The sequence below is a fragment of the Bacillus sp. OTU2372 genome (assembly GCF_038440275.1).
Classification (GTDB): domain Bacteria; phylum Bacillota; class Bacilli; order Bacillales; family Cytobacillaceae; genus Neobacillus; species Neobacillus bataviensis_B.
Genome location: NZ_JASATK010000035.1, coordinates 19,594 through 41,649 on the forward strand (window position 1 = coordinate 19,594; position 22,056 = coordinate 41,649).

Annotated in this window: 18 protein-coding genes; 7 read left to right on the top strand and 11 right to left on the bottom strand. The window is 37.8% G+C overall.

Annotated elements, in window-relative coordinates:
* Position 1: 1 nt before the first annotated feature.
* Complete coding sequence (citD, locus tag AAHB15_RS27715) at positions 2-316, bottom strand: citrate lyase acyl carrier protein (protein ID WP_335574146.1); 315 nt, start codon at positions 314-316, stop codon at positions 2-4.
* A 26-nt stretch (positions 317-342) separates the two neighbouring features.
* A complete protein-coding gene (gene citC, locus AAHB15_RS27720; protein WP_342043747.1) occupies positions 343-1,401 on the bottom strand; it encodes a [citrate (pro-3S)-lyase] ligase in 1,059 nt (352 codons plus the stop codon).
* Between the two features lie 305 nt (positions 1,402-1,706).
* Between citC and AAHB15_RS27725 the strand changes: the two genes are divergently transcribed.
* From AAHB15_RS27725 to AAHB15_RS27745, 5 genes are all read left to right on the top strand, one after another.
* Positions 1,707-3,284 (top strand): sensor histidine kinase, encoded by a 1,578-nt coding sequence (locus AAHB15_RS27725; RefSeq protein WP_335574148.1) that lies wholly within the window; start codon positions 1,707-1,709, stop codon positions 3,282-3,284.
* 19 nt (positions 3,285-3,303) lie between these two features.
* On the top strand, positions 3,304-4,008 hold the full coding sequence (locus AAHB15_RS27730) for a response regulator (protein WP_335574149.1): 705 nt from the start codon (positions 3,304-3,306) through the stop codon (positions 4,006-4,008).
* Between the two features lie 380 nt (positions 4,009-4,388).
* Entirely contained in the window at positions 4,389-5,744 is a 1,356-nt protein-coding gene (locus AAHB15_RS27735) for a 2-hydroxycarboxylate transporter family protein (RefSeq protein WP_335574150.1), read from the top strand.
* An 82-nt stretch (positions 5,745-5,826) separates the two neighbouring features.
* Positions 5,827-5,985, top strand: a complete 159-nt coding sequence (locus AAHB15_RS27740; protein ID WP_335574151.1) for a hypothetical protein — start codon at positions 5,827-5,829, stop codon at positions 5,983-5,985.
* 48 nt (positions 5,986-6,033) lie between these two features.
* Entirely contained in the window at positions 6,034-6,837 is an 804-nt protein-coding gene (locus tag AAHB15_RS27745) for a fumarylacetoacetate hydrolase family protein (RefSeq protein ID WP_335574152.1), read from the top strand.
* A 99-nt stretch (positions 6,838-6,936) separates the two neighbouring features.
* Here AAHB15_RS27745 and AAHB15_RS27750 read toward each other — a convergent pair whose 3' ends face one another.
* The 6 genes from AAHB15_RS27750 to AAHB15_RS27775 form a co-directional block, all read right to left on the bottom strand.
* A complete protein-coding gene (locus tag AAHB15_RS27750; RefSeq protein ID WP_335574153.1) occupies positions 6,937-8,688 on the bottom strand; it encodes a CocE/NonD family hydrolase in 1,752 nt (583 codons plus the stop codon).
* A gap of 93 nt (positions 8,689-8,781) precedes the next feature.
* Positions 8,782-10,260, bottom strand: a complete 1,479-nt coding sequence (locus AAHB15_RS27755) for a sodium:solute symporter family protein (RefSeq protein ID WP_335574154.1) — start codon at positions 10,258-10,260, stop codon at positions 8,782-8,784.
* Entirely contained in the window at positions 10,253-10,444 is a 192-nt protein-coding gene (locus AAHB15_RS27760; RefSeq protein WP_335574155.1) for a DUF3311 domain-containing protein, read from the bottom strand. Before AAHB15_RS27760 ends, AAHB15_RS27755 begins: the two co-directional genes overlap by 8 nt.
* Positions 10,445-10,636: 192 nt before the next feature.
* The gene (locus tag AAHB15_RS27765; RefSeq protein WP_335574156.1) at positions 10,637-11,725 is read right to left on the bottom strand and encodes a tartrate dehydrogenase; all 1,089 of its coding nucleotides are present in this window, start codon (positions 11,723-11,725) and stop codon (positions 10,637-10,639) included.
* Positions 11,725-13,164 carry an aldehyde dehydrogenase family protein gene (locus AAHB15_RS27770; RefSeq protein WP_420491191.1) on the bottom strand — a complete coding sequence of 480 codons (1,440 nt, stop codon included), beginning with the start codon at positions 13,162-13,164 and terminating at the stop codon, positions 11,725-11,727. Before AAHB15_RS27770 ends, AAHB15_RS27765 begins: the two co-directional genes overlap by 1 nt.
* Positions 13,165-13,169: 5 nt before the next feature.
* Positions 13,170-14,252: an aromatic ring-hydroxylating oxygenase subunit alpha gene (locus AAHB15_RS27775; protein WP_335574158.1), complete on the bottom strand. Its 1,083-nt coding sequence runs from the start codon at positions 14,250-14,252 to the stop codon at positions 13,170-13,172.
* A 397-nt stretch (positions 14,253-14,649) separates the two neighbouring features.
* Here AAHB15_RS27775 and AAHB15_RS27780 point away from each other — a divergent pair, with 397 nt between their 5' ends.
* Positions 14,650-16,014 (top strand): sigma-54 interaction domain-containing protein, encoded by a 1,365-nt coding sequence (locus AAHB15_RS27780; RefSeq protein WP_335574159.1) that lies wholly within the window; start codon positions 14,650-14,652, stop codon positions 16,012-16,014.
* A 132-nt stretch (positions 16,015-16,146) separates the two neighbouring features.
* Here the strand turns inward: AAHB15_RS27780 and AAHB15_RS27785 are convergent, their stop codons facing one another.
* Positions 16,147-18,270, bottom strand: a complete 2,124-nt coding sequence (locus AAHB15_RS27785) for a glycoside hydrolase family 3 protein (RefSeq protein WP_335574160.1) — start codon at positions 18,268-18,270, stop codon at positions 16,147-16,149.
* Between the two features lie 262 nt (positions 18,271-18,532).
* Here AAHB15_RS27785 and AAHB15_RS27790 point away from each other — a divergent pair, with 262 nt between their 5' ends.
* Positions 18,533-19,441 (top strand): AraC family transcriptional regulator, encoded by a 909-nt coding sequence (locus AAHB15_RS27790; RefSeq protein WP_335574161.1) that lies wholly within the window; start codon positions 18,533-18,535, stop codon positions 19,439-19,441.
* 213 nt (positions 19,442-19,654) lie between these two features.
* On the opposite strand, the gene AAHB15_RS27795 is transcribed toward AAHB15_RS27790, so the two are convergent.
* A complete protein-coding gene (locus tag AAHB15_RS27795) occupies positions 19,655-21,034 on the bottom strand; it encodes an amino acid permease (RefSeq protein ID WP_141561070.1) in 1,380 nt (459 codons plus the stop codon).
* Between the two features lie 451 nt (positions 21,035-21,485).
* Positions 21,486-21,815, bottom strand: coding sequence for a TNT domain-containing protein (locus tag AAHB15_RS27800; protein WP_335574162.1), 330 nt, complete (start codon positions 21,813-21,815; stop codon positions 21,486-21,488).
* Between the last annotated feature and the right edge of the window lie 241 nt (positions 21,816-22,056).

A 22,056-nucleotide genomic window follows, 5' to 3' on the forward strand; every position in this document is an offset into this window, starting at 1 on the left:
TTTATTTCGCCTCCCATGGAAAACAATCATGATGGGTAGCCCTGCTTACAGCTGTCCTTACTCTTGCACGAATCGTACAATCTAAAGCCCCTTTATCTTTGGCAACGACAAGCGCATCCTCTACCCCTAGTTCTTGCAGCGTTTCTAAAATGACCTTCTTGATCTGTTTGCCAAATTGATTTTCAACCGTACTTCTCAGTTCAAGTTCAATTCCTCTGCCGTCATTCTTTTCAATGTGGATGGTGATATCACTTGATTCACAGGTTCCTGCAATCCCTACTTCTTCAATCTTTACTCTTTCTTGTAGCATCAACATGTTTATCAGCCTCCTATTAATCGTTTTTATGGCCCGCCTAAAATTTGTTGGATGGTTTCTTCAGCCTCATCTGATAAAAGAAACCGATACGTTGTTTCGGGAACCAGCTTTTTTACATCAGAAAGTCTTCCCTCACGGATTAATCTCCGTACTCTCGAGGCGCTGATTGGCTGCCCCCCATACTCCATCCTCGGTAATACCTCAATCCCTATACCATCAACAGGGAGAATCTCCTGCATGACAGTGTTATAGGCTGCTGTTACTTTGCAATATGGCTCATCACCTACAAATCTCTTTTGAATTCCAAGTGTGGGGGCGATATATTTTGTAAATAGTTCTAAATCTAGCTTTGCATGGGTTTCAACTATAGTCTGAGATTCTTTTATAAAATAGGATGGGAATGTCGCTTCGGAAATAATATAGTCCCTCCCTTGATGGACAACCACATTGTCCAGATGTTGAACTCCTTCCTTTACCAATCGGTACCGGATTCCTGAAGGAAAACTTGACTTGTCCTCCTCGAGAACAAAAACATGCAGGGTTTGGCATTTTGAAGCTGCATACTCAATTAGGTATTGGTGGCCTAATGTGAATGGATTGCAGTTAACAATAACAGCCCCTACACCCTCTCTATCTTGATTTTTAAGTAATTGGTCCTTTTCCCCTTTTCTGATTTCCTTAAGATAGTTTTTAATCCCAAATGGCCTGTTCTCCATAAGAATCACCTTTGACGGAACCTCTGCAATTAGGTAAAAGCCCAAGTCTGCAAATATATTCTTATTCTCAGGCTTTGTATAGATAAAGAGGTGTGTCCTTCCCTTCGAGTAGGCTTTCTGGATAAGATCACTGACAACAGCAGTGGATAAACCCATGTTCTGATATTTTTCATCAACCGCAATGCATTTTAAAATCCTTCCTCCTAGAGAACCTGTCGCTATCATTTTTCCTTTATCAAAAAAGGCAACTGTATACTCTACCTCGCGATCAAAATCCAAATTCTGCTTAGTTAGGAATTCCTCAACTTGAATCTTTTCTGACCTTAAATGAAGATTTAGGGTTTTTTTACTAAAATTGTCATACCACATTTTCCAATTCCCCATTATTTGTTAGATTGGAGCAAAATATCTCAAGTTATTGATCTCTATTATTGAATATAGATACTTGCAAGCCTTTTCTTTTCTATTTATTTTTTTTAATATTAAGATATTATGTTCAAAGGATACCTCCTTCATCAAATGTTCAAATCTATTACTTTGTTTTTTGAGTATAATTCATACTAACTCATAAAATTTTAGAGATATAGATTAGAAAAATAAGCGCCAATAAGATTATTTAGGCGAATTAAGTACGTTTTGTTCATAGCAAAAAAACATCAAGAGGGGGATAATTAGTGCGGTTACAAACGAAGTTATCATTATTAATTTTATCTTTGATCTTACCGATCATCCTTGTATTTAGCTTTTATTTCCATTCGTTAATCTCCAATTCCTTAACAAGCCAACTTGGTGACAGAGTCTTGTCTATTGCTGAAACTGTGGCTTCTATTCCCGAAGTTCGGCAAGCATTTTCAGCAAAAAAACCGGCTCAAATCATTCAACCTATCGCAGAAAAAGTTCGAAAACAAACGGGGGCTGATTTTGTCGTTGTTGGCAATAGTGAAAAAATCCGTTATTCCCATCCGCTTCCTGAAAGGATTGGGCAAAACATGGTAGGGAAGGATAATGATGAGGCACTAAAAGGAAAATATATCATTTCACAGGAAAGAGGTTCGTTGGGTCCATCATTAAGAGGAATCGTCCCTATTTACAGCCAACATGGGAAAATCCTTGGAATTGTCGCAGTGGGCTATTCACTGAAAAATATTGAAGATATTACGACGAATTACCGAAATAAAATTATTTTGATTTCTGTTGGAGTTATTTTCGTGGGGATCATCGGTTCGCTCCTCATTGCAAGAGGCATGAAACGCGCAATTCTAGGACTTGAACCGGAAGAAATCACCCATTTATATCAAGAAAACAAAGCCATTTTGGAATCAGTTAAAGAAGGGATCGTCGCAGTAAATTTAGATGGGACTATTACAATGGTTAACCAAAAGGCTATCAATATGCTCCGAGTGTCAAATGAAAAAGTAGTTCTGGGTGAAAACATTCTCGACATTTCACCGTACTCCCCTTTTCTAGAAATTATTGAACATGGGAAAGCGGTGTTTGATAAAGAATTTTATATAAATGATGAATCCTTTATTGCCAATTACTTGCCAATAAAGGATGAAAAGGAAAATATAATTGGCTGGGTATCAAGTTTCCGCAGCAAATCAGAGATGTATCGTCTTACTCAAGAACTTTCACAAGTAAAACAATATTCCGAAGCCTTACGTGCCCAAACACATGAGTATTCAAACAAGCTCTATATGATTTCAGGGCTAATTCAACTTCAATCCTATCAAGAAGCCGTTGAGTTTATTGCACGTGAATTTGATATTCATCAAAACTTATTAAACTTTATTAGACAAGAAATTCCTGATGTAATGATAGGAGGATTATTAATCGGCAAATTTAACCAGGCTAATGAACTAAAAATACATCTCGATATTGATCGGGAAAGTAGTTTTAAGGAAATCCCCGAAACGGTTGAACGTGATAGTCTGACAACCATCTTAGGAAATCTCATCGATAATGCAATGGATGCAGTAATGAAGCCTGGCGCTAAAGAAAAAAATATAAAAATATACTTTTCGGATTTTGGGAAGGATTTACTTTTGGAAGTTGAAGATTCCGGTATAGGTATCGCAGCTGAATTTCAAGATAAGATCTTTGAAAGAGGTTTTTCAACTAAAAAAGTGAAAAATCACGGTGTCGGCCTCTTCTTAGTGCAAAATATCATTAAGAAATTAAATGGATATATTTCATATACACCTAACCCAGAAGGTGGATCTATTTTTACCGTTATTATTCCAAAATCATAGCATATTAGGAGGATCCCACATGGCATACCAACCACCAATAGAGGAAATTTCCGTATTAATAATAGAAGACGACGTACGAATTGCCGAAATTAACCGCCGGCTGGTTGAAAAAGTTCCTGGATATAAAGTTATTGGCATTGCTACAGACGGACAGGAGGCAAAAGAGCAGTTAGATATTCTCTGTCCCCACTTGGTACTCTTAGATATTTATTTTCCTGATATGAACGGATTGGAATTTCTGGAAGTTATCCATCAACAATTTCAGGAAACAGATGTAATTATGATAACTGCCTCCCGAGAAATTAGTTCTGTTAAAGAAGCACTTCGCAATGGAGTTTTTGATTTTATTGTTAAACCCTTAGTCTTTGAACGTTTGAAAAATTCTCTTGAGAAATATCAAGAATTTCGCAATAAATTAAAAAAGATACAAACTGAAAATCAATCCATTAACCAAGAAGAAATTGACGAATTAATAAATAGACAAAAAGAGCAGCTCCATTCTTATCTTCCAAAGGGAATTGATAAGATTACATTGCAAAAAGTAACAGAAGTATTAAATCACTCTGAAGAAGGTCTGAATGCAGAAAGGCTCGCCAAGCAAATCGGTATTAGCCGCCCCACTGCCCGCCGCTATTTAGAATACCTGGTAGCTAAAGATCAAATCGGGGCTGATTTATCTTATGGGGATGTTGGACGTCCTGAAAGAATTTATAGAAAAAAATAGAATATGTGTATAAGAGAATGGTGGATGCACCATTCTCTTATTTTTATTCACCTGCTAGTATTCTCCTGCGTAATTTTCGTGAACAAAAGGTTCAAAATAGACCATAATATTCTTTTTAGTTCTTATTTTTATAATATTCATTTTATTAACCTTAATTGTTATTTTATACATAGATAAATCACTATAGACGGAAAGGGGAAGATTTATGCGTTTTTTTTAACCCTCACCTGAAAACGGTTGCATTTCGCTTCTATTTAAAAATTTAATCATCCAGATTTACTTTACATCGTGTACCAAGTAACATCCATTTTCTTTACGCAGTTATCAGATCTACTAATGCATTCTAATCTATCAGTATTAAATTCTTAGGAGGAACATCAATGGGACTTAAAAATGAAATACCAGTATATTCAGAGGCACAGCCGGCCGCCTCTTCGAAATTAGGATTTATCAATTATAATGTTTATGGTTTGCCTTTATGGGGATGGCTCGCGGGTGCAGCAATTTTATCATTCAGTATCATGACTAAATCCCTCCCTGTAAACTTTGCCACAGATATCCTTGTTCTATTTGTTGTTGGATTCTTCTTTGGAAAGGTTGGCGACACCCTGCCGATATGGAAGGACTATCTTGGCGGTGGTTCCCTGCTTGCTTTCTTAGGCGCTTCCTATTTGGTTTCTACAGGAATTATTACAAAAGATGTATCTGATGGGGTTAAGACTCTTTTCGATGACATGGGTATGCTTGACTTCTTTATTTCCGTTATTATTACGAGCTCCATTCTTTCTATCAAGAGAAACTTTCTAGCTAAAGCCATTGGCGGCTTCATCCCATTGGTTCTCATTGGCACACTTTCCGCCTTTGTCTTGGCCATTGTTGGCGGGTTGATTGTTGGTGTAGATTATAAAGAGGTAATCATGAACTATGCTCTGCCAATTATGGGTGGAGGAAATGGCGCTGGTGCGATTCCAATGAGCCAAATCTGGGGAGAAGTGACTGGAAAGGATCCTAAGATTTGGTACTCTTCTGCTATTACAATCTTAACGATTAGTAACATTTTTGCTATTATGGTAGGTGCTCTTTTAAATGGTCTTGGAAAGAAAGTGCCGAAATGGACTGGAAATGGTGAATTAATTAAAGGCCAGGTTACGAAACAAGAAGCAAAAGAAAAAAATACTGCTTCAATGGAAGATGCTGCTTTTGGACTATTTGTTGCTGTTGCCTTCTATGCACTATCAAATTTTGTAGGAGTAGGATTACTTCCAAAAATCGGTTCTTTCTCTATTCATCCTTATGCCTATATGGTTATTCTATTAATCATCGCTAACGCATTGGATATCATTCCTGAACGTGCAAGAAATGGGTTAAAAAAGGTAAATGAATTTATGATGGGTAAACTATTATTCGTCTTTTTAGCAGGTGTTGGTATTACTTATACCGATTTTAGTGCACTAATCCATGCCCTTTCCCTTCAAACAGCTGTTATTTCTTTATTTACAGTGTTTGGAGCTGTAGCTGGATGCTGGATTTTTGCGAAAGTGGTTGGATTCTATGAAATTGAAGCATCCATCGCTGGAGGTTTATGCCACGTTAACCGCGGGGGATCAGGTGACCTTGAAATATTAGGCGCATCTAATCGAATGATCTTAATGTCCTATGCTCAGTTAGCTACCCGGCTCGGAGGAGCGATTATCCTTGTCCTAGCAAGCTTTTTCTTTGGCCTGTGGGCTAAGTAAACCAACCTAATGAGAGAAACAAGGCTCTGAATTTATATCCTTCACAGCCTTGTTCTTAATTATATATAAAGGAGAATCTACGATGTGGATTATCACTGTGTTTTCAAATGGTGAAAATATAAGAATATTTGAGTTCGAGACGGAAAAAGAAGCAAGAGAAGCTTTCCATCATATTCAAGGCTATAAGATTCTTACCGAAATGGTTTGCCTTGAACCAAGTTCCTCTTTAGTAGCCATATAAATTTGTTGGTAAAGAGTTAATTATTTATCTATATGGAGTTGATGCGGCATGGTAATGCAGTTATTACAAAAGACACAAACGATAGTCCGCTATCAGAATCGTAACGGAAACATCTATTACGGAATTGTTGAGGATGACGATATTCTGCAGCTTTCCAGTAATTTTACTGATATTGTAAACAAAGATATAAAATTTGATGGGATAAGAGTGAAATCCTATGATGTAAAAATATTAGAACCTGTTAAACCTTCAAAAATCATTAATTTCGGCTGGACCTATGCGGCACACGCAAAAGAGACTGGTGGAAAAGCCAATCTAAAAGAACCTTTTTTATTTCTAAAACCTGCTTCTTCCTTGATTCCAGATCAAGGGGAAATTATTCTTCCATCAAGCGGCTTAACTAACCAGGTAGAAATGGAGGGTGAAGTCGCACTTGTTATCGGAAAAAGAGGCAAAAATATAAAGGAAGAAGATGCATTGGATTATATTTTTGGCTGTACGATATTTAATGATGTAACGGCAAGAGACCTTACAAAGAAAGATCCTCAGTTTACACGGGGTAAAGGTTTTGACACTTTCGGACCCTTAGGCCCATATATTGTGACAGGCTTAGATCCTACTAATTTACGAATCGTGACCACACTAAACGGCGAAGTCGTACAGGATGGAAATACTAACCAGATGTCATTATCAATTCCGTATCTGGTGAGTTGGGTTTCACAGGTTATGACACTACAGCCAGGTGATGTTTTAGCTACCGGTTCTCCTTCTGGCAGTTGTCCTATGAAATCAGGCGATATTGTATCAGTGGAGGTAGAGCATATCGGCAGGTTAAGTAATTATGTCATATAGTGGGTTACCTAAACAATAACGATTTAAAAAGTAAGGCCCGGCTCAAATACATGAGCCAGGCTTTTCGTAATATGCGTTTCTTTAGACAATTCCTTCTGTTCACTCCTTGTTTTCTGTAACTGGAATAATTGGAAGGATAATATGAGAAGGATACCGCTTGTTATGAAAAATGGTTTGCTTTGCTTTTATTGATAGATTGCTGCTAATCAAAGAGCTTCCTGTATTTGGATTAGGCAGGTATTGCGGAAAGCTGCTCGAGGAAATTTCTAGCGTGATTCGATGCCCCGGAAGGAACACATTACTAGTAGCCCAAAGATCAATTTCATATTCAGTCACTTCCCCATTTAATTCCTGTTCAGGATAAAATCCGTTCCGGTACTTCGCATTGATAATTCCTTCAGCTAAATTTATAGCCCTGCCATCGGGAGCAGTATCGACGAGCTTTGCTGTGAAATCTGTATCCTTCGCATCCGTTAAAGCCCATAACTTCACTTTCACTGGCCCTGTCACTTCTACAGCCTCCGTTAAAGGTTCAGTCGAGTAAACAAGTACATCTTCTCGTTCTTCAATCTCACTTTGGTCAAATGGTCCCATTGTCAGCGGGCCAGCAAATAATGTACCCCCTCCTTTAGTCGGCACAGGATCTGTTGGCTCATATATAAAGGTATCTATCTGCTCATCTTCAGGTTTAATTACTGATAGACGACCATCACCTAGTTTCGTATTAGCATTGCCCTCACTATGCAAATAAAAATTAGTATATTCGGTTCGTTCAAGCGGCCACTTCATTTCATCACGCCATTGATTAATTCCCATAACAAAAATTTTAACAGGCGCCTCGGTTTCTACTTTGTTTTCTATCCCTAATAACCAATGGCTAAACCAGTTAATATGGAGATCCGTAATGTTCTCTTTTAAATTGATCCAGTCACCGGAAGCTTGAACACCGAAGGAGCATTCTCCTTGTACAGAGGAAAAATATCCATGCCCCCATGGCCCGACAATCAGTTTTTGATGCAGACCATTTTTGGCCATCTCCACGTAATTGGTTAAGGTTGGCCCAATAAAACAGTCATACCAGCCCCCTAAGTGGAAAGCTGGAACCTGCAAATCTTCATACTTATCAGTAATACTTGAACCCTTCCAATATTCTTCATCTTCAATAGAATGGAGCAATTCCTCAAAAAAGTAATCAGCAACACCAAGTTCCTTTAACGGCGGCCACTGATTAACCGGAGTAAAATGGTAAAGTTTCTCTAATTTATCCAGATGAACTCCAAGATTTTTTAATGCTGCTATTCTTTCCATTGGCTTTTTATATTTCCGTTTCAATAAATCAGGGGCAATAGATTCGAGTGTCCAAGTTTCAGAAAATCCCAACTGATAAACACCGTTTCGGTATAAGGCCCCATTTCTTTGGTCATTTAATGTCATCGCCGGAAAAATCGCAGCTAAGTGCGGCGGCTTTTTCGATGCAGCCATCATTTGGGTATATCCATAGTAAGACATGCCAAACATTCCAATTTTTCCTGTCGAATACGGCAGGGATGCAGCCCATTCCACTGTATCATAACCATCATTTCCTTCCTGTCTAAACGATTGAAACTCCCCTGCCGACTGAAATCGCCCTCTCACATCTTGAATAATCACAATAAAACCATTTTCAACTAGGCGGTTTGTGTTAAGATACCGATGTGAATAATGTGGCAAATCCTTACTGTAAGGAAGTCGGGTTAATAAAACAGGATAGGTTCCCTCCCTATTTGGCCGGTAAATATCTGCATAAAGGACCACACCATCTCTCATCTCACATGGAACATTTTTCTCTACTAAAATCTGAAACTGTTTCAAATAAAATCCCCTAATTTCTTTTAATTTTTTAAATTGAATGAGATTAAAATACTATCCCATGAGTCTGAAGACTTCATGGGATAGCGTTAGTTTTTATAGATTACTTGCTTGACTGATTTGATCTTCCTGGATAACGGAAACCTTTTTAGTAAATAAACTAAAAGCAAGCATAATAACCGTATTAACCGTAATCGCTACGACACCAATGTCTAAATCTTGAATGAAATGAGGGGCACTTGGAAACATTGTGGCCATTGTTGTGCCTTCTAGTGTTTGATAAGCGACAATTGCCACCCCCACAATCATCCCAGCGGAAGCACCAATTTTACTAATCGGATTCTTCTTCAATAAGCTGAAAGCAAGTGGCGGGAAGAGTTGAAGAACAAAGCTGTAAGCCATTGTCAGCAGTGCAATCATTGTATTTCCTCCATAAAAAGTAAAGAACAAAGAAATTAAAGCAATAATCGGAACAAAGATACGTGTTAATTTTGCCAGTTTCTGATCAGACGTGTTCGGCTTGAAATGTTTAAATATATTTTTCGAAAGAAGTGTTGATGCTGTTAGGATGAGCAATGAACAAGGAATGAGGGCTGCGAGTAATCCTGCTGATCCAATTACACCAATAAACCAGGTAGGCAGTGATTCTTTGGCAATTTTAAATAACGCAAGGTCCGAAGCTGTCCCTTCCAGATTTGGAATTTTCAGTACAGCTGTAAAACCAATAAATAGAATAAATACAAGAACGATTTGATACAAAGGTAAAATGGCCGTGTTTTTTCTTAAGGCAGTTTCACTCTTGGATGATAAGCTGGCACCAAAGCAATGAGGCCACATATATTGACCCAAAGCAATTGTGATACAGATAGAAACATACCAAGAAATACTTAACCCTTTATTAGGCATTAAAAGGAATCCTGGTTTGGCTTTATCTAAAGTCTCAAACATCGGCTGGATTCCACCGTAGTAATGATAGGGCAAATAGAATCCCAAAAATAGAATAACAGTAAGCATAAGAATATCTTTTAATACCGCAGTCCATGCAGAACCATGAATCCCAGAGATATAAACGAAAATGGTTACGGCAATTAAGCCGATCCATACGGCTATCTTCGGGGGAATTGCTCCGTAAGATGCTTCAGAAACAATAATTTGAAATCCTTTCAGCTGTAAAACAATATATGGAATCATTGAAATTACACCAATTATTGCTACAAGCAACCCCAAATTCTTACTTTGGTATTTTTGGGCGAAGAAATCTGATTGGGTGATGAGATTGTTTTTTTTAGCATAGCGCCAAACTGGAGGCAGAATCCAAAAAGGAATAACATAGGTAAGGGCACAAAAGACATAAATCGTAGGCCCCCCCATCCGGTAAGCTCCACCGCTAGCACCTAAGAACACGAATGTGGAAAACATTTCTCCTGCCATTAACACAAACATAATCAGTGAACCGAAATTTCTCTCGGCAACGGCCCACTGTTCGAGCTTCATATCCCGTCCTTTTCGAGCTCTTATTCCTAAGTAAATAGCGAAGGCAAGTGTTAAACCAATAATAAAAATGGAGCTATTCATTATTTTGCTCCTTTCGATCATAAATGACGTTACATACCAATAGACAGACTGATGTGAGGATGAGCCATAATGTAGACCAAAATACAATAAACGGTAAACCCAAAATATAAGGTTCAATTTTATTAACAACAGTTAATGACCCAATTGCAGGTAAGATCGTAAGCAACGCAATCCACTTCTTCATTAGCAAAAATCCCTTCTAATGTAAATTTTACAGGAGTCCTAGCCCACTTATATGTAGGCGTTTTCATTAACCAGAAGAACGAATTTACTTTATATTCAGATAAATACTTCCAAAAATCACCCTTCTTATAAACGGAAAATAAGAAGGGATATAATAGACCATCTTTTACCCCATCAAACGATCAAGCCATGTTTAGTATGAAGCCTTTAACGAAATAAGTGAGTGAATAATCTCTACCGCACGGTTCCCCACTTCCGTAGTCGATGCAGTTCCATTCATATCAGGTGTCAACACCTTACCCTCCACAAGCAGTTCCTCAATTGAGTCTAGAACTAACTTTCCGTATTTATCGTATCCTAGAAAGTCGAGCAGCTGGCTGGCGGACCAAATCGTTGCTAAAGGATTGGCGACACCTTTTCCGGCAATATCGGGAGCAGATCCGTGAATCGGTTCAAACATCGAAGGATACGTTTTATCTGGATTGATATTAGCCCCAGCCGCAAGCCCAATTCCCCCGGCCAAAGCTGCCCCTAAATCGGTTAAAATGTCTCCAAACAAATTAGATGTTACCACGACTTCAAATCGCTTGGGATCGGTAATCATAAGCATTGCTGCAGCATCCACTAGATAGGATGCTGTTTTTACATCCGGATACTCCTTGCTTACCTCTTCAAAAACCTGATCCCAAAAGACCATTGAATAATTCAAGGCATTACCCTTACTAATACTTGTTAACAATTTTCCTTCTCGTCTTGCCGTTTCAAACGCATAACGAATGACTCGTTCTGTTCCTTTACGGGAAAACACCCCAGTTTGCAATACTACTTCGTTTTCTAAGCCCTTAAATAACCAATCCCCGGCTCCTGCATATTCACCCTCAGTATTTTCCCGGATAAACAGCATGTCCACATCTTGAGCATTGACACCCTTCAATGGACATACGGCGCCTTTCATTAACTTTATTGGACGAATATTGATATACTGATCAAAGCCCTTTCGAATTTTTAATAGTAAATCCCATAATGAGATATGATCCGGTACACCTGGATATCCAACAGCACCTAAAAAAATAGCATCGAAGTTTTTTAATTTCTCCATTCCGTCTGGATCCATCATTACGCCATGTTTCGTGTAATATTCACAGCCCCATGGAAAATACGTGTAATCGAATTGTAGAGATTGGTCCAATTCGGCAATTGTATTTAATACTTTAATTCCTTCCTGCAGGACTTCAGGTCCAATTCCATCCCCAGGAATAACAGCAATTTTATAGGTTCCCATCAATTTTCTCCTCTGTTCCAAACAATTAATTTTAATTCTGTCATTTCCTCCACTGCATATTTAATCCCTTCACGACCTGTACCGCTTTCTTTTACACCGCCATAAGGCATTTGGTCAACCCGGAAAGTTGGAATATCGTTGATTATAACAGCCCCTACTTCGAGCGTCTCACTCGCTAATAAAGCTTGATCAATATTTTTTGTATAAATACCTGCCTGAAGCCCGTAACGGGAATTATTCACGTAGCCAATTGCCTCTTCAACTGATTTTATTTTATTAACAATCACAATCGGAGCAAATACCTCCTGGCAGGATACTTTTAACAGTGGATCAACATTCACAATGACTGTCGGCTCTAAAATTCCATCGATTAGTTTCCCTCCGGTCAATACCAATGCCTCGTTTTGTTTCGCCTCTTCAATCCAGCTTACTGCACGTTCCGTTTCTTTCTTTGAAATTAACGAAGAAATAAAAGTTTCCGGATCTAAGGGATCTCCAATCTTTAATTTCTTGGCCGCTTCAACTAACTTCTCAACAAATTGATCATATACCTCTTCATGGGCATAAACACGCTGTAATGAAATACAAACCTGCCCTTGGTTTGAAAACGCACCCATAATACAACGGTCAATGACTTCATCGATATTTGTATCTTTATCTAAAATAACCGCTGCGTTTGACCCCAGCTCTAAAGTTGTTTTCTTTAAACCAGCTTTATTGCGGATACCGATTCCAACCGCGGGACTTCCCGTAAAGGTAATCATTTGCACCCGATCATCTTTTATTATTGCCTCTCCCACAACTGAACCCGGACCAGTCACAACATTCAATATTCCATCAGGTAATCCAGCCTCTTTAAAAAGATCAGCAATATATAAAGCGGAAAGCGGTGTTTGTAATGCCGGTTTTAATACGATTGAATTTCCAGATGCAATCGCTGGGCCAACTTTGTGGGCAACTAGATTCATTGGAAAGTTAAACGGTGTAATTGCCCCAATAACGCCAATGGGCTTGCGAACGGTATAACCGATTCTCCCCACTCCGCCCGGTGCCGCATCAAAGGGTATCGTTTCACCATGAATTCTTTTTGCCTCCTCTGCTGCAAATTTATAAGTTTCAATCGTTCTTGCAACTTCACCTTTAGCAAAAGAAATCGGCTTTGCTGATTCCATTGCGATCACTTTTGCCGCTTCATCTGCTCTTTCTTTCAATAATTCTACCACTTTTTCTAAAATCGCAGACCGTTCAAATGCTGGCATTTTTGAAATTACTTGAAATGCTTTCTGAGCTGATTTAATCGCTTCCTTGGTTAACTGCTCATCTGCCATGGCAATTTCAGCAACCACTTCTCCAGAATATGGGGAATGAAGAGGCGCATAAATAGAAGTCCCTACTTCCTGACCGTTGATAAATAAATGTTTTTTTTCGACAGTCCTCATATTTGTCATCGACCTAACGCCTCCAATACCATTTCATGGAATTGAACAATTGCCTTTTCTGATTTGGAGTATACTCCTTGGTTAAATGCACGGGAACGGAATCCAATTTGTTCTAATTCTACTAATTCAACATCTTCCTGCCTTACCTGTTCCGCAAACGTAACTAGATCCTTTTCTTCTTGCGTCAAGTTTTCATCTCTAAAATAATAGGTGTAAACTCCTAGGGTAGTATCTTGGTCAATCGGAATCATTTGAATGGTTGCCATATTTCCAGGACCTGGGTAAATTGTTACCATCAGATTTGGCCATAACCAATAGAACTCTCCACCCTGCATTTCTGCCTCATTCAAATCTGTTGTTCCCATTGTTTTATCCGGTTTTACTACCGACCCCTGTACGGAGTAGTTTTGACAGGTCATAATTTGATAGTTTTTCATATCAAGAGTGGCAACAAAGCTAGGATGTGCAACATGACAGTGGTCACATTCTAAATAGTTGTCAATAAATGCTTTCCAGTTTGCTTTAATAACACGAGTCTTTTGACTAACTCTTTTTAACTCGCCTAGGAACGGAAACTTACCTAAACGTTCAAAGAAATCACCGTAAGTTTCACTTAAAGATTTTGCATTATCATCAAGGTTAACAAAAATTAAAGATTCCAAGATTTCCATTTTGACAGATCTTAGACAGCGGTCCCCAACACAATGAGCATCTTCACCAGTAAAGTTTGGGGCTTTATTTAAAGTACCATTTAAATGAAATGTCCAGCCGTGATATCCGCATTGAAGAATTTTCTTTTGGCCAGCTTCGTTTTTTTCAAGCTTTGTTGCACGATGCGGACAAACATTATAAAATGCTCGAATTACTTCGTCCATACCACGAGTAACAATAATGGGCTCTCCTGCAACATCAGTGGTAAAGAATTGCCCTGGTTTTTCTAACTGACTCACATGACCAACCACCTGCCAAGATTTAGCGAAAACATCCTTCATTTCTTGTTCATACACTTTTGAATCTGTATATAAATCATAAGTCAATGTTCTTTCAAAGTTCCGATTTGTTTTATTCTGTACCTCATTATAGGCCATTATGGTTTGCCTCCTCTTATTGTTTACATCATTTTTTGCAGTTTAGTAACTTAATAAATTATCATCTTATTTTTAATGTTCCATCCCTCCCTTATTAACATCATGAGTCATTTGTAATTCACCTCTGAATTTCCTAAATGCACTGTGTTAACAGTCAAAATAAAACGTTTACAAGAATATGAATATCTTGTTTAATTAACTCAGGTGAGTTACTTCATCCATGTTTATCGACATTCACTTTTATATAATGCAAGTATCGTGCCATTATTTTTAATTATCTTACAACATAGCAAAATATCACTTTTTTCGAAATTTTGTTGAAATCCGAATAAAAAAGCGAGTTGATTTCAACTCACAAGAACTAAAAACAACTCATTCTGCAAGGAGAGAGAATGAAATGGTACCTGAAATTCAAAGCCCTTTTGAAATTACAGTAGAGACATTAAAGAAAATCCTCGATTATTCATCAGATGAGATATTTGTGCTGGATTCTGAGCAGCGTGTTATTTATGTTAATGGTGCTTGCGAAAAGCATTACGGTTTAAAGCCAGAAGATGTGGTAGGGAAAAAAAACTCAGAGCTCTATGAAAAAGGATATTGGAAGCCTTCCATTGTTCCATTAGTTTTCAAGGAAAAAAAGACAGTTACTATAAAGATGACTACATATTTAGGGGCAGAACTGTTAACGACAGCGGTCCCAATTTTAAATGAAAAAAATGAAATTGAATTTGTGGTGACTACCTCACAAGAACTGCAAAATTATAAAAGTATCCAAACCGAGAAAGAAGAAAAATTATCTTTCGACAACCATAACAGCGCTACACCAATCACAAATTGTGAAAAGATGAAGAACATCTTAAAAGTATGTGAAAAAATTGCCAAGGTCGATTCAACTATCTTAATCCAAGGTGAATCAGGTACTGGAAAAGGAGTACTTGCTCATTACATCCATAACATCAGTAAACGTAACGGTAAAACTTTTTTAAAAATAAACTGTGCTGCTTTACCTGAGGACTTACTGGAATCAGAACTGTTTGGATATACAGAAGGGGCATTTACAGGGGCAAGCAAGAACGGTAAAAAAGGCTTGCTTGAAGTAGCGGATCAAGGTACATTATTCCTTGATGAAATCGGTGAAATGCCCTTATCGCTTCAGGCAAAACTTCTACAAGTGATTCAAGAAAAGCAGTTTCTTGCAATCGGCGGCCATAAGATGAAGAAAGTGGATGTTAGGATTATTGCTGCAACCAATCGCGATTTAGTGGAAATGGTACGCAAAAATCAGTTTCGTGAGGACTTATTTTATCGCCTAAACATTATTGATATTCATCTGCCGCCGCTGCGGGAGCGGAGAGAGGATATTATACCGTTAACCTATAATTTCTTATATAAATTTAATAAAACCTATGAAATGAATAAAATTATCTCTCAACAATGCCTGGATTTATTTTATTGGTATTCCTGGCCGGGAAACATCCGCCAACTTGAAAATCTGATGGAGAGATTGGTGGTCACGAGCGATTCAATCATACAGCAAAGTGATTTACCTGATTTAATCTTAAGCAATATTACACCAAGAACACAGCATCTTCTCCCCTCTAATCTGGATGATGCAATCGAGCATGTTAAGAAAACACTTGTAATACAGTCCTATAAAAAACTAAAGAGTTCAAGAAAAGTGGCAATTGACTTAAATATTAGCCAAACGAGGGCAGTGAAGTTGATTAGTCAATACTGCAATAGTTTAGAGGAACGAGACTGACTGGTGCCATAAATCAGTATAATTAAGAATATAATGAAGGCCTGGTTTAATATGAGCCAGGCCTTTTTACAGCATTTATATAAAAGAAATGCTGCCCATAAGGCAGCCCTTCAAGTTATTATTTCTGACTTTTTAATAGGTCAATCCATGACCAAGCTTATAAATATTACCATCACTATCTTTATAAGCATACTGGAGACCTTCCGGCATATATTTGTCCTTGTCATATCCCGGTACATCATTTCTTGACACACAATTACCTTCTTCATCGACCGCAATGACAGCTTCACTTGCAGGCAATGTTAACGGCAATACACCTACTGGGCGGCTATTGCCAGCGATTACCTCATACTGCGCCTTATAGTAAGTATCGTAACCAGCAATTACGACATCAGCCAAAGGTTCGACATTTCCAAGGATCCATGGCAAAATGACATTCACACTCATAATAACTTTTCCACCACGAACATGGATACTATCTGCCACTTCCTTTAGATGGTCCAATCCACTTAAAGTGGTTTCTTGATAGGTAGACCCATCCAAAGCCGTTTCTGTTTTATCTTCACAGATTTCAAGTTCTAACAGTCCTGGGGTTGCATTAAAATAAGCACCAGATTTTGGGCTTAAGAATAGAATCGCAATGTCAGCTTCTTCATAGTTATCAGTCAAAGTAAATTGACCAAGTTCCTGACATTCCTGTCTTGCTTTTTCCGTATAAGCAGTTGCCCGCTCTGGTTCCTTGTGGAACACTTCTACATAAACCTTTTGATTACCAAGCTTATCAGCTGTTAATGGTAAGGTCTGTTTGGAATTTTTAAGAACGGTTACCGATTTTTTATGAGCTTCATAAGCAGCATCCCAGTTAGCTTGATTACTAACCACTGAAGCAGCGTTTTCTGGTGAAACATAAGTGCGATCATCAAAAAGTCCTAAAGCAAACATTTCAGTAAGGAGCCTTACATTGGCTTCATTAATACGTTTTTCACTGATCCAGCCATTTTCGATGGCTTTTTTAAGGTTTTCAATATCATTGGTATCAGCGACAAGATCTGTACCTGCGTTAATTGCCTTTGCAAAACGTTCAGCCTCGCTCTTGTCTTCAACTCCCCAGCACATTTTACTTGTTATACCACTGTCACTATTTACATAGCCCTTGAACCCTAGCTTTTCTCTAAGGATATGATTTAAGAAATAATGATTAAAGGTAAAGCCAACCTCTTCGAAAGGAATGTCTTCTCCTTCAAATTCTTGAACCACACTATTTTTAATACTCGGGATAGAATAATATGGCATTATAGATGAAGTGCCATGGTCTACTGCAGCCTGAAACGGTGGCAGGTGGTATTTTTCTAAGCTGCCTGGAGTTGGATATAAGTTCCACTTTCCTTCTGCATAATGTGGATCGAATCCATTTTCCCTTGCACCGCCGCCAGGGAAGTGTTTTGTTGTCATCGCAATACTATGTTTTCCGACGGTCTCACCTTGGAATCCGTCAATGATCCGGCCGATTGCATCAGAAATAAATTCTGGGTCTTCGCCAAATGTACCATACGTCCGCTGCCATCTAGGATCAGTAGCTGTATCGGCCATATACATATAACCTTTTCTGATTCCGACTGCATCCCACTCATCATGTGCTATTTCAGCAAATTGGCTGATAAGGGAGGCATCGCCGCCATTTTTGATTTCCCCTTTTGCTGCTGCTGCAAGTCCTAATGTTCCAGGCCAAGTCGAAAAAATTCCGGCTGCGTCATTCATACCAAAGATGAATTCTGTATTTTCGTTTCTTGAATTAGATGCTATTAAGCAAGGAATACCAAGACGTGTTCCCTCGCATACTTCATTCATGGTATTAACCCACTCTGCCATTTGAGCCGGGCTCCAGTTGTCTCGCAAAATGAAGTGGCGCAAATGCATGTTTTCAATCGTATGCGTTGTGCCATATACTTTTGCCAAAGCAAAAATAGTCTCGCCTTTTTCAACAATTCCTTCATCTAACACACCATCATGGCTTGTCTTACTCTTATCTTTTTGGGAAAGACCCATCTGACGAGTATTAATCAGCATCATGCCGACCTTTTCATCAATATTCATCAAGGAGACTAGGTTCTCAGCACGTTCCTTAGGGCTTAAACGCCAATCTTTATACGGTTCAAGTTTCCCGCTATTATTCAAATCTTTAAATTTTAATCCATCAACTTCGATGATATTCTTGACTCTGACCTCTAAATTTGGTTGTTTATGGTTAGATTCCACTTTATTGCCTCCTAATCTTGCTCACCCTAATAAGATGCTCGAAATTTATCTTTTGATTTTTACTTTGATTAAACTTTACTATTTCATACGATAGGGTGCTCAATTTTGGGTATATCCATTTATTTACTAAGCAGTTTATTTAGATATTGCTAAAAAAATGGATGTTACCGCTTGCAGTTATAGAATAACAACAAAAAGCTCAAAATATATAGCACTTTTTGCTAGAATTATTGTAAATGTTGCTGTACGAAAGGAGGATATTATGAGGCAGTCCGTTTTTATCCCAGTAATTGGTAAGGATTTTGAAATTTATTACTTCAACAAAAAATATCATTCCGAAGATCATCTTAAGAAATATAATGAATCATCAGTGAACTTTTCCCAATTAGAGACATTATTCCGCCTTCACAGTCATGATGTTTATGAGTTCCTTGTATTTCTAGGCGGGGAATGTGAATTTTTCTGTGAGGGAAAGACCTATAACCTGAGGAGAGGGGATGTTGTGGTCATCCCTCCTTATGCCGTTCATGAGGCTAATGTTGAAGATATCGATAAATATGAACGCATTATTGTTATGGTTAGTAAGCATTTAATGGCAGACTTTTCCTCTAGTTCACCATCGATGAAAGAGGATATTGTTTATCAAAAGACACAAGGATCGTTTGTGTTACATCTTCATTCAAAAAATTTCCAAAATATCATTTCTTTATTTCTTGAAATCATTAATAGAATCAAGAATGATGAGGAGAATTTTTCCTTTACACTGCATTACTTATTACTTCAAGCTCTACAAGTTATTTTTAATCCTGCAAGCAGTACACCAAACCTTAGCAACAAAGATGAATTAGACCAGAGGTTTGTCTCTATTTTACAATACATAGATTCACATTTGACTGAGCCGGATTTAAGTTTAGAAAGAGTATCAAATCATTTCCATTTAAACAAATACTATTTTTCTCATTATTTCAAGAAAAACATGAACCTGCCTTTTTATCGTTACGTCTCATTAAAGCGTCTATCTTATTCTGTCACTTTGATTAAACAAAATCAGTTCTCTATCGAGACAATTGCATTAAAATCTGGGTTTCCTGATTATTCGAGTTTTTACAGGCTCTTTAAAAGAGAGTACAATCTTTCTCCAAAAAATTTACAAAAGGAATATAAAAATTAAAAAGTAACAAATAGTGATATTAATCTTTTTAGGATATAGACGCAGGATCGCAAATATAAAAAAGGTCTCCTTAAGTCTAATAACTTCATGGAGACCTAATGAGTTTTTTAACTAGCTGACATTCATTTACCTAATTGTTTCGTTTCACAATAAAAACAGGGGCATTGTTGTAACTGCCCCTGTTCATCAATATATTGATATTTTCAAGAAGTCTTAAGAGACACGTTTAATCTGAGCTCCCTCTGCACGCTTTCCGATGCCAAACGCGTAATAGCTGATAGAAACAAGCGCCAGAAAAACAATCCCTACAACAAGCGATACACGTGTATCTTTATTAAACCACATTCCTATTAATATTAGAACCAGAAAAGCGATTGTCAGGTAGTTTGATACAGGGGCAAAAGGCATTTTGAATGGATGATTGTCCATTTTGTCCCCCTTCTCTTTTCTGAATTGAATTTGGCTGATCAGAATAACAAACCACGGAATCATCCCCGGAAGTACACTAGCACTATAGACATAGACGAATAAATTTTTTGGTGCAATATAACTTAAAATAATGCCCACTGCCAAACCAACCAGCACACCAATCGTACTTAAAAGGGGTACCCCATTCGAAGAAAGTTTCGTAAAGATTTTTGGTGCTTGCCCATTGACGCCCAATGTGTAAAGCATTCGTCCTGCACTATAAATCCCGCTGTTACATCCGGACATTGCCGAAGTGATGACAACAAAGTTAATAATTCCGGCTGCTGCTGTAACTCCAAGTTTTGCAAATGTTGCAACAAATGGACTGCCAATTGAATGTAGCTGATCCCAAGGATAAACGGTCACAATCACAAAGATTGCCCCAATGTAAAAAATTAAAATCCGCCAAATAATGCTTTGAGTCGCTTTTGTTAACGTTTTTTGCGGATCTTCTGCTTCTCCGGCTGTAATCCCGATTAATTCGACACCTTGATATGCCCCAATAACCAGTGACAGAGCAAAAAAGAATCCTGACCAGCCACCTGTAAAGAAGCCGCCATGTTCCCAAAGGTTTGCCAACCCGGTTGGGATTCCTCCATTGCCAATTCCGAAGAAAATAAGACCAAATCCAGCAACTATCATGATTAAAATAGTGACAACTTTTATTAACGAAAACCAAAACTCAAATTCACCAAACGATTTAACCGAAATTAAGTTGGCTGCCCCGAGAATCACAAATGCAACCAAACCGGGAATCCAAGCGGGGAGATCTGGGAACCAATACTTCATGTACGCCCCAACGGCAATAATTTCTGACATACCGACAATTACCCATTGAAACCAGTTGCTCCATGCCGTTAAATACCCTGCTAATGGATGAATATACTTATAGCCGAATGTTGCGAAAGAGCCCGTACTTGGCTCTAAATATAACATTTCTCCCATTGCCCGCATAATAAAAAAGATAAAAATTCCTGCAATGATATAGGCAAACAGCACAGAAGGACCCGTCCATTGAATTGTACTTGCTGAACCCATAAATAATCCGACACCAATTGTACCGCCTAACGCAATCATTTGAATATGACGCGATTTTAAGCCTCTCTTTAATTCTTTCGTTTCCACTTTGACGCCCTCCTTCCAACTAATTGCTTGTTATTTACTTATCTGAATTATTATTCAATTATAATACTACTATCTGAAAAATACAATTGTCTTTTTCAGAAAAACATCTATTTATCTAGCTTTTTTAAATAAGAGTATTGAGAATATAAATTTATTTTCGAATTTTACAATAACTTTATTTGATTTTACCATCAGCTGCTTTTAACTACTAACTCATCCGCCTTTAAACTTATTTTTGATAATTCCTCCTTCTCGCTATCCTATGACTCCTGCCTAATACGTCTTTATAATCAGCAAATCCATTTTCAACTTTATCTTTTTCATTTTTACTAACTAATTTCAACATACCATTGCTATTATTAAATTTATATACTTTACCTTCATACAAACAATTTTAACGTTATAACAAAAAAGCACATGATGCCTTTTGTAGACAATCAAGTGCTTTAAGTTAATATATTTTTAAGTAGCATAAATTTGTAAGTTTTGTTGTAACAGTATCCCTTTTATATGTAGTGACAGGTGTTTTGTTAAACTGAATACCAAGACCTACTTCATCGAACCACGGCGCAATTGTTCCTGCCTCTACTTCAACCGGCCTTGTGACTACATATATACTATAAGGTTTTAGGTAAGTTTCTGGAGCTAAAGCACGCGCTTCATACGGTACACCATAAAGTGATACAAATGTTCCGCCTTCGTAACCAAATCTATCTATAATTGTACCAGGTTTTAATGTTACTGTTTTGGATTCTCCCAATAACTCTCGGTTAGTGGTCATTCTTCAAATTGCCTAGGGTACAGCCTGTCAGCTTTGGTAGTTCTTTGTTTCTAGACTTTTTTGGAGGTAGGATTCTACTATAGAAAAGTTAGAGAAAAATCATTCCAACTTACTGTGACAATAGGAATGTTTTTTGAATCATCTCACCGACACATTACAAATATTAGGTATTTTTTACTGTTTTTGTAGAAAATTTTTATATGGCTCGGTTTTAAAAAAAGAGGACTACCCCTTTTTTGGA

Excerpts from the sequence above, each read along its gene's own strand:
- citD (WP_335574146.1), bottom strand. The coding sequence starts at position 316 with ATGTTGATGCTACAAGAAAGAGTAAAGATTGAAGAAGTAGGGATTGCA.
- citC (WP_342043747.1), bottom strand. The coding sequence starts at position 1,401 with ATGTGGTATGACAATTTTAGTAAAAAAACCCTAAATCTTCATTTAAGG.
- AAHB15_RS27730 (WP_335574149.1), top strand. The coding sequence starts at position 3,304 with ATGGCATACCAACCACCAATAGAGGAAATTTCCGTATTAATAATAGAA.
- AAHB15_RS27735 (WP_335574150.1), top strand. The coding sequence starts at position 4,389 with ATGGGACTTAAAAATGAAATACCAGTATATTCAGAGGCACAGCCGGCC.
- AAHB15_RS27740 (WP_335574151.1), top strand. The coding sequence starts at position 5,827 with ATGTGGATTATCACTGTGTTTTCAAATGGTGAAAATATAAGAATATTT.
- AAHB15_RS27745 (WP_335574152.1), top strand. The coding sequence starts at position 6,034 with ATGGTAATGCAGTTATTACAAAAGACACAAACGATAGTCCGCTATCAG.
- AAHB15_RS27755 (WP_335574154.1), bottom strand. The coding sequence starts at position 10,260 with ATGAATAGCTCCATTTTTATTATTGGTTTAACACTTGCCTTCGCTATT.
- AAHB15_RS27760 (WP_335574155.1), bottom strand. The coding sequence starts at position 10,444 with ATGAAGAAGTGGATTGCGTTGCTTACGATCTTACCTGCAATTGGGTCA.
- AAHB15_RS27765 (WP_335574156.1), bottom strand. The coding sequence starts at position 11,725 with ATGGGAACCTATAAAATTGCTGTTATTCCTGGGGATGGAATTGGACCT.
- AAHB15_RS27770 (WP_420491191.1), bottom strand. The coding sequence starts at position 13,164 with ATGAGGACTGTCGAAAAAAAACATTTATTTATCAACGGTCAGGAAGTA.
- AAHB15_RS27775 (WP_335574158.1), bottom strand. The coding sequence starts at position 14,252 with ATGGCCTATAATGAGGTACAGAATAAAACAAATCGGAACTTTGAAAGA.
- AAHB15_RS27780 (WP_335574159.1), top strand. The coding sequence starts at position 14,650 with ATGGTACCTGAAATTCAAAGCCCTTTTGAAATTACAGTAGAGACATTA.
- AAHB15_RS27790 (WP_335574161.1), top strand. The coding sequence starts at position 18,533 with ATGAGGCAGTCCGTTTTTATCCCAGTAATTGGTAAGGATTTTGAAATT.
- AAHB15_RS27800 (WP_335574162.1), bottom strand. The coding sequence starts at position 21,815 with ATGACCACTAACCGAGAGTTATTGGGAGAATCCAAAACAGTAACATTA.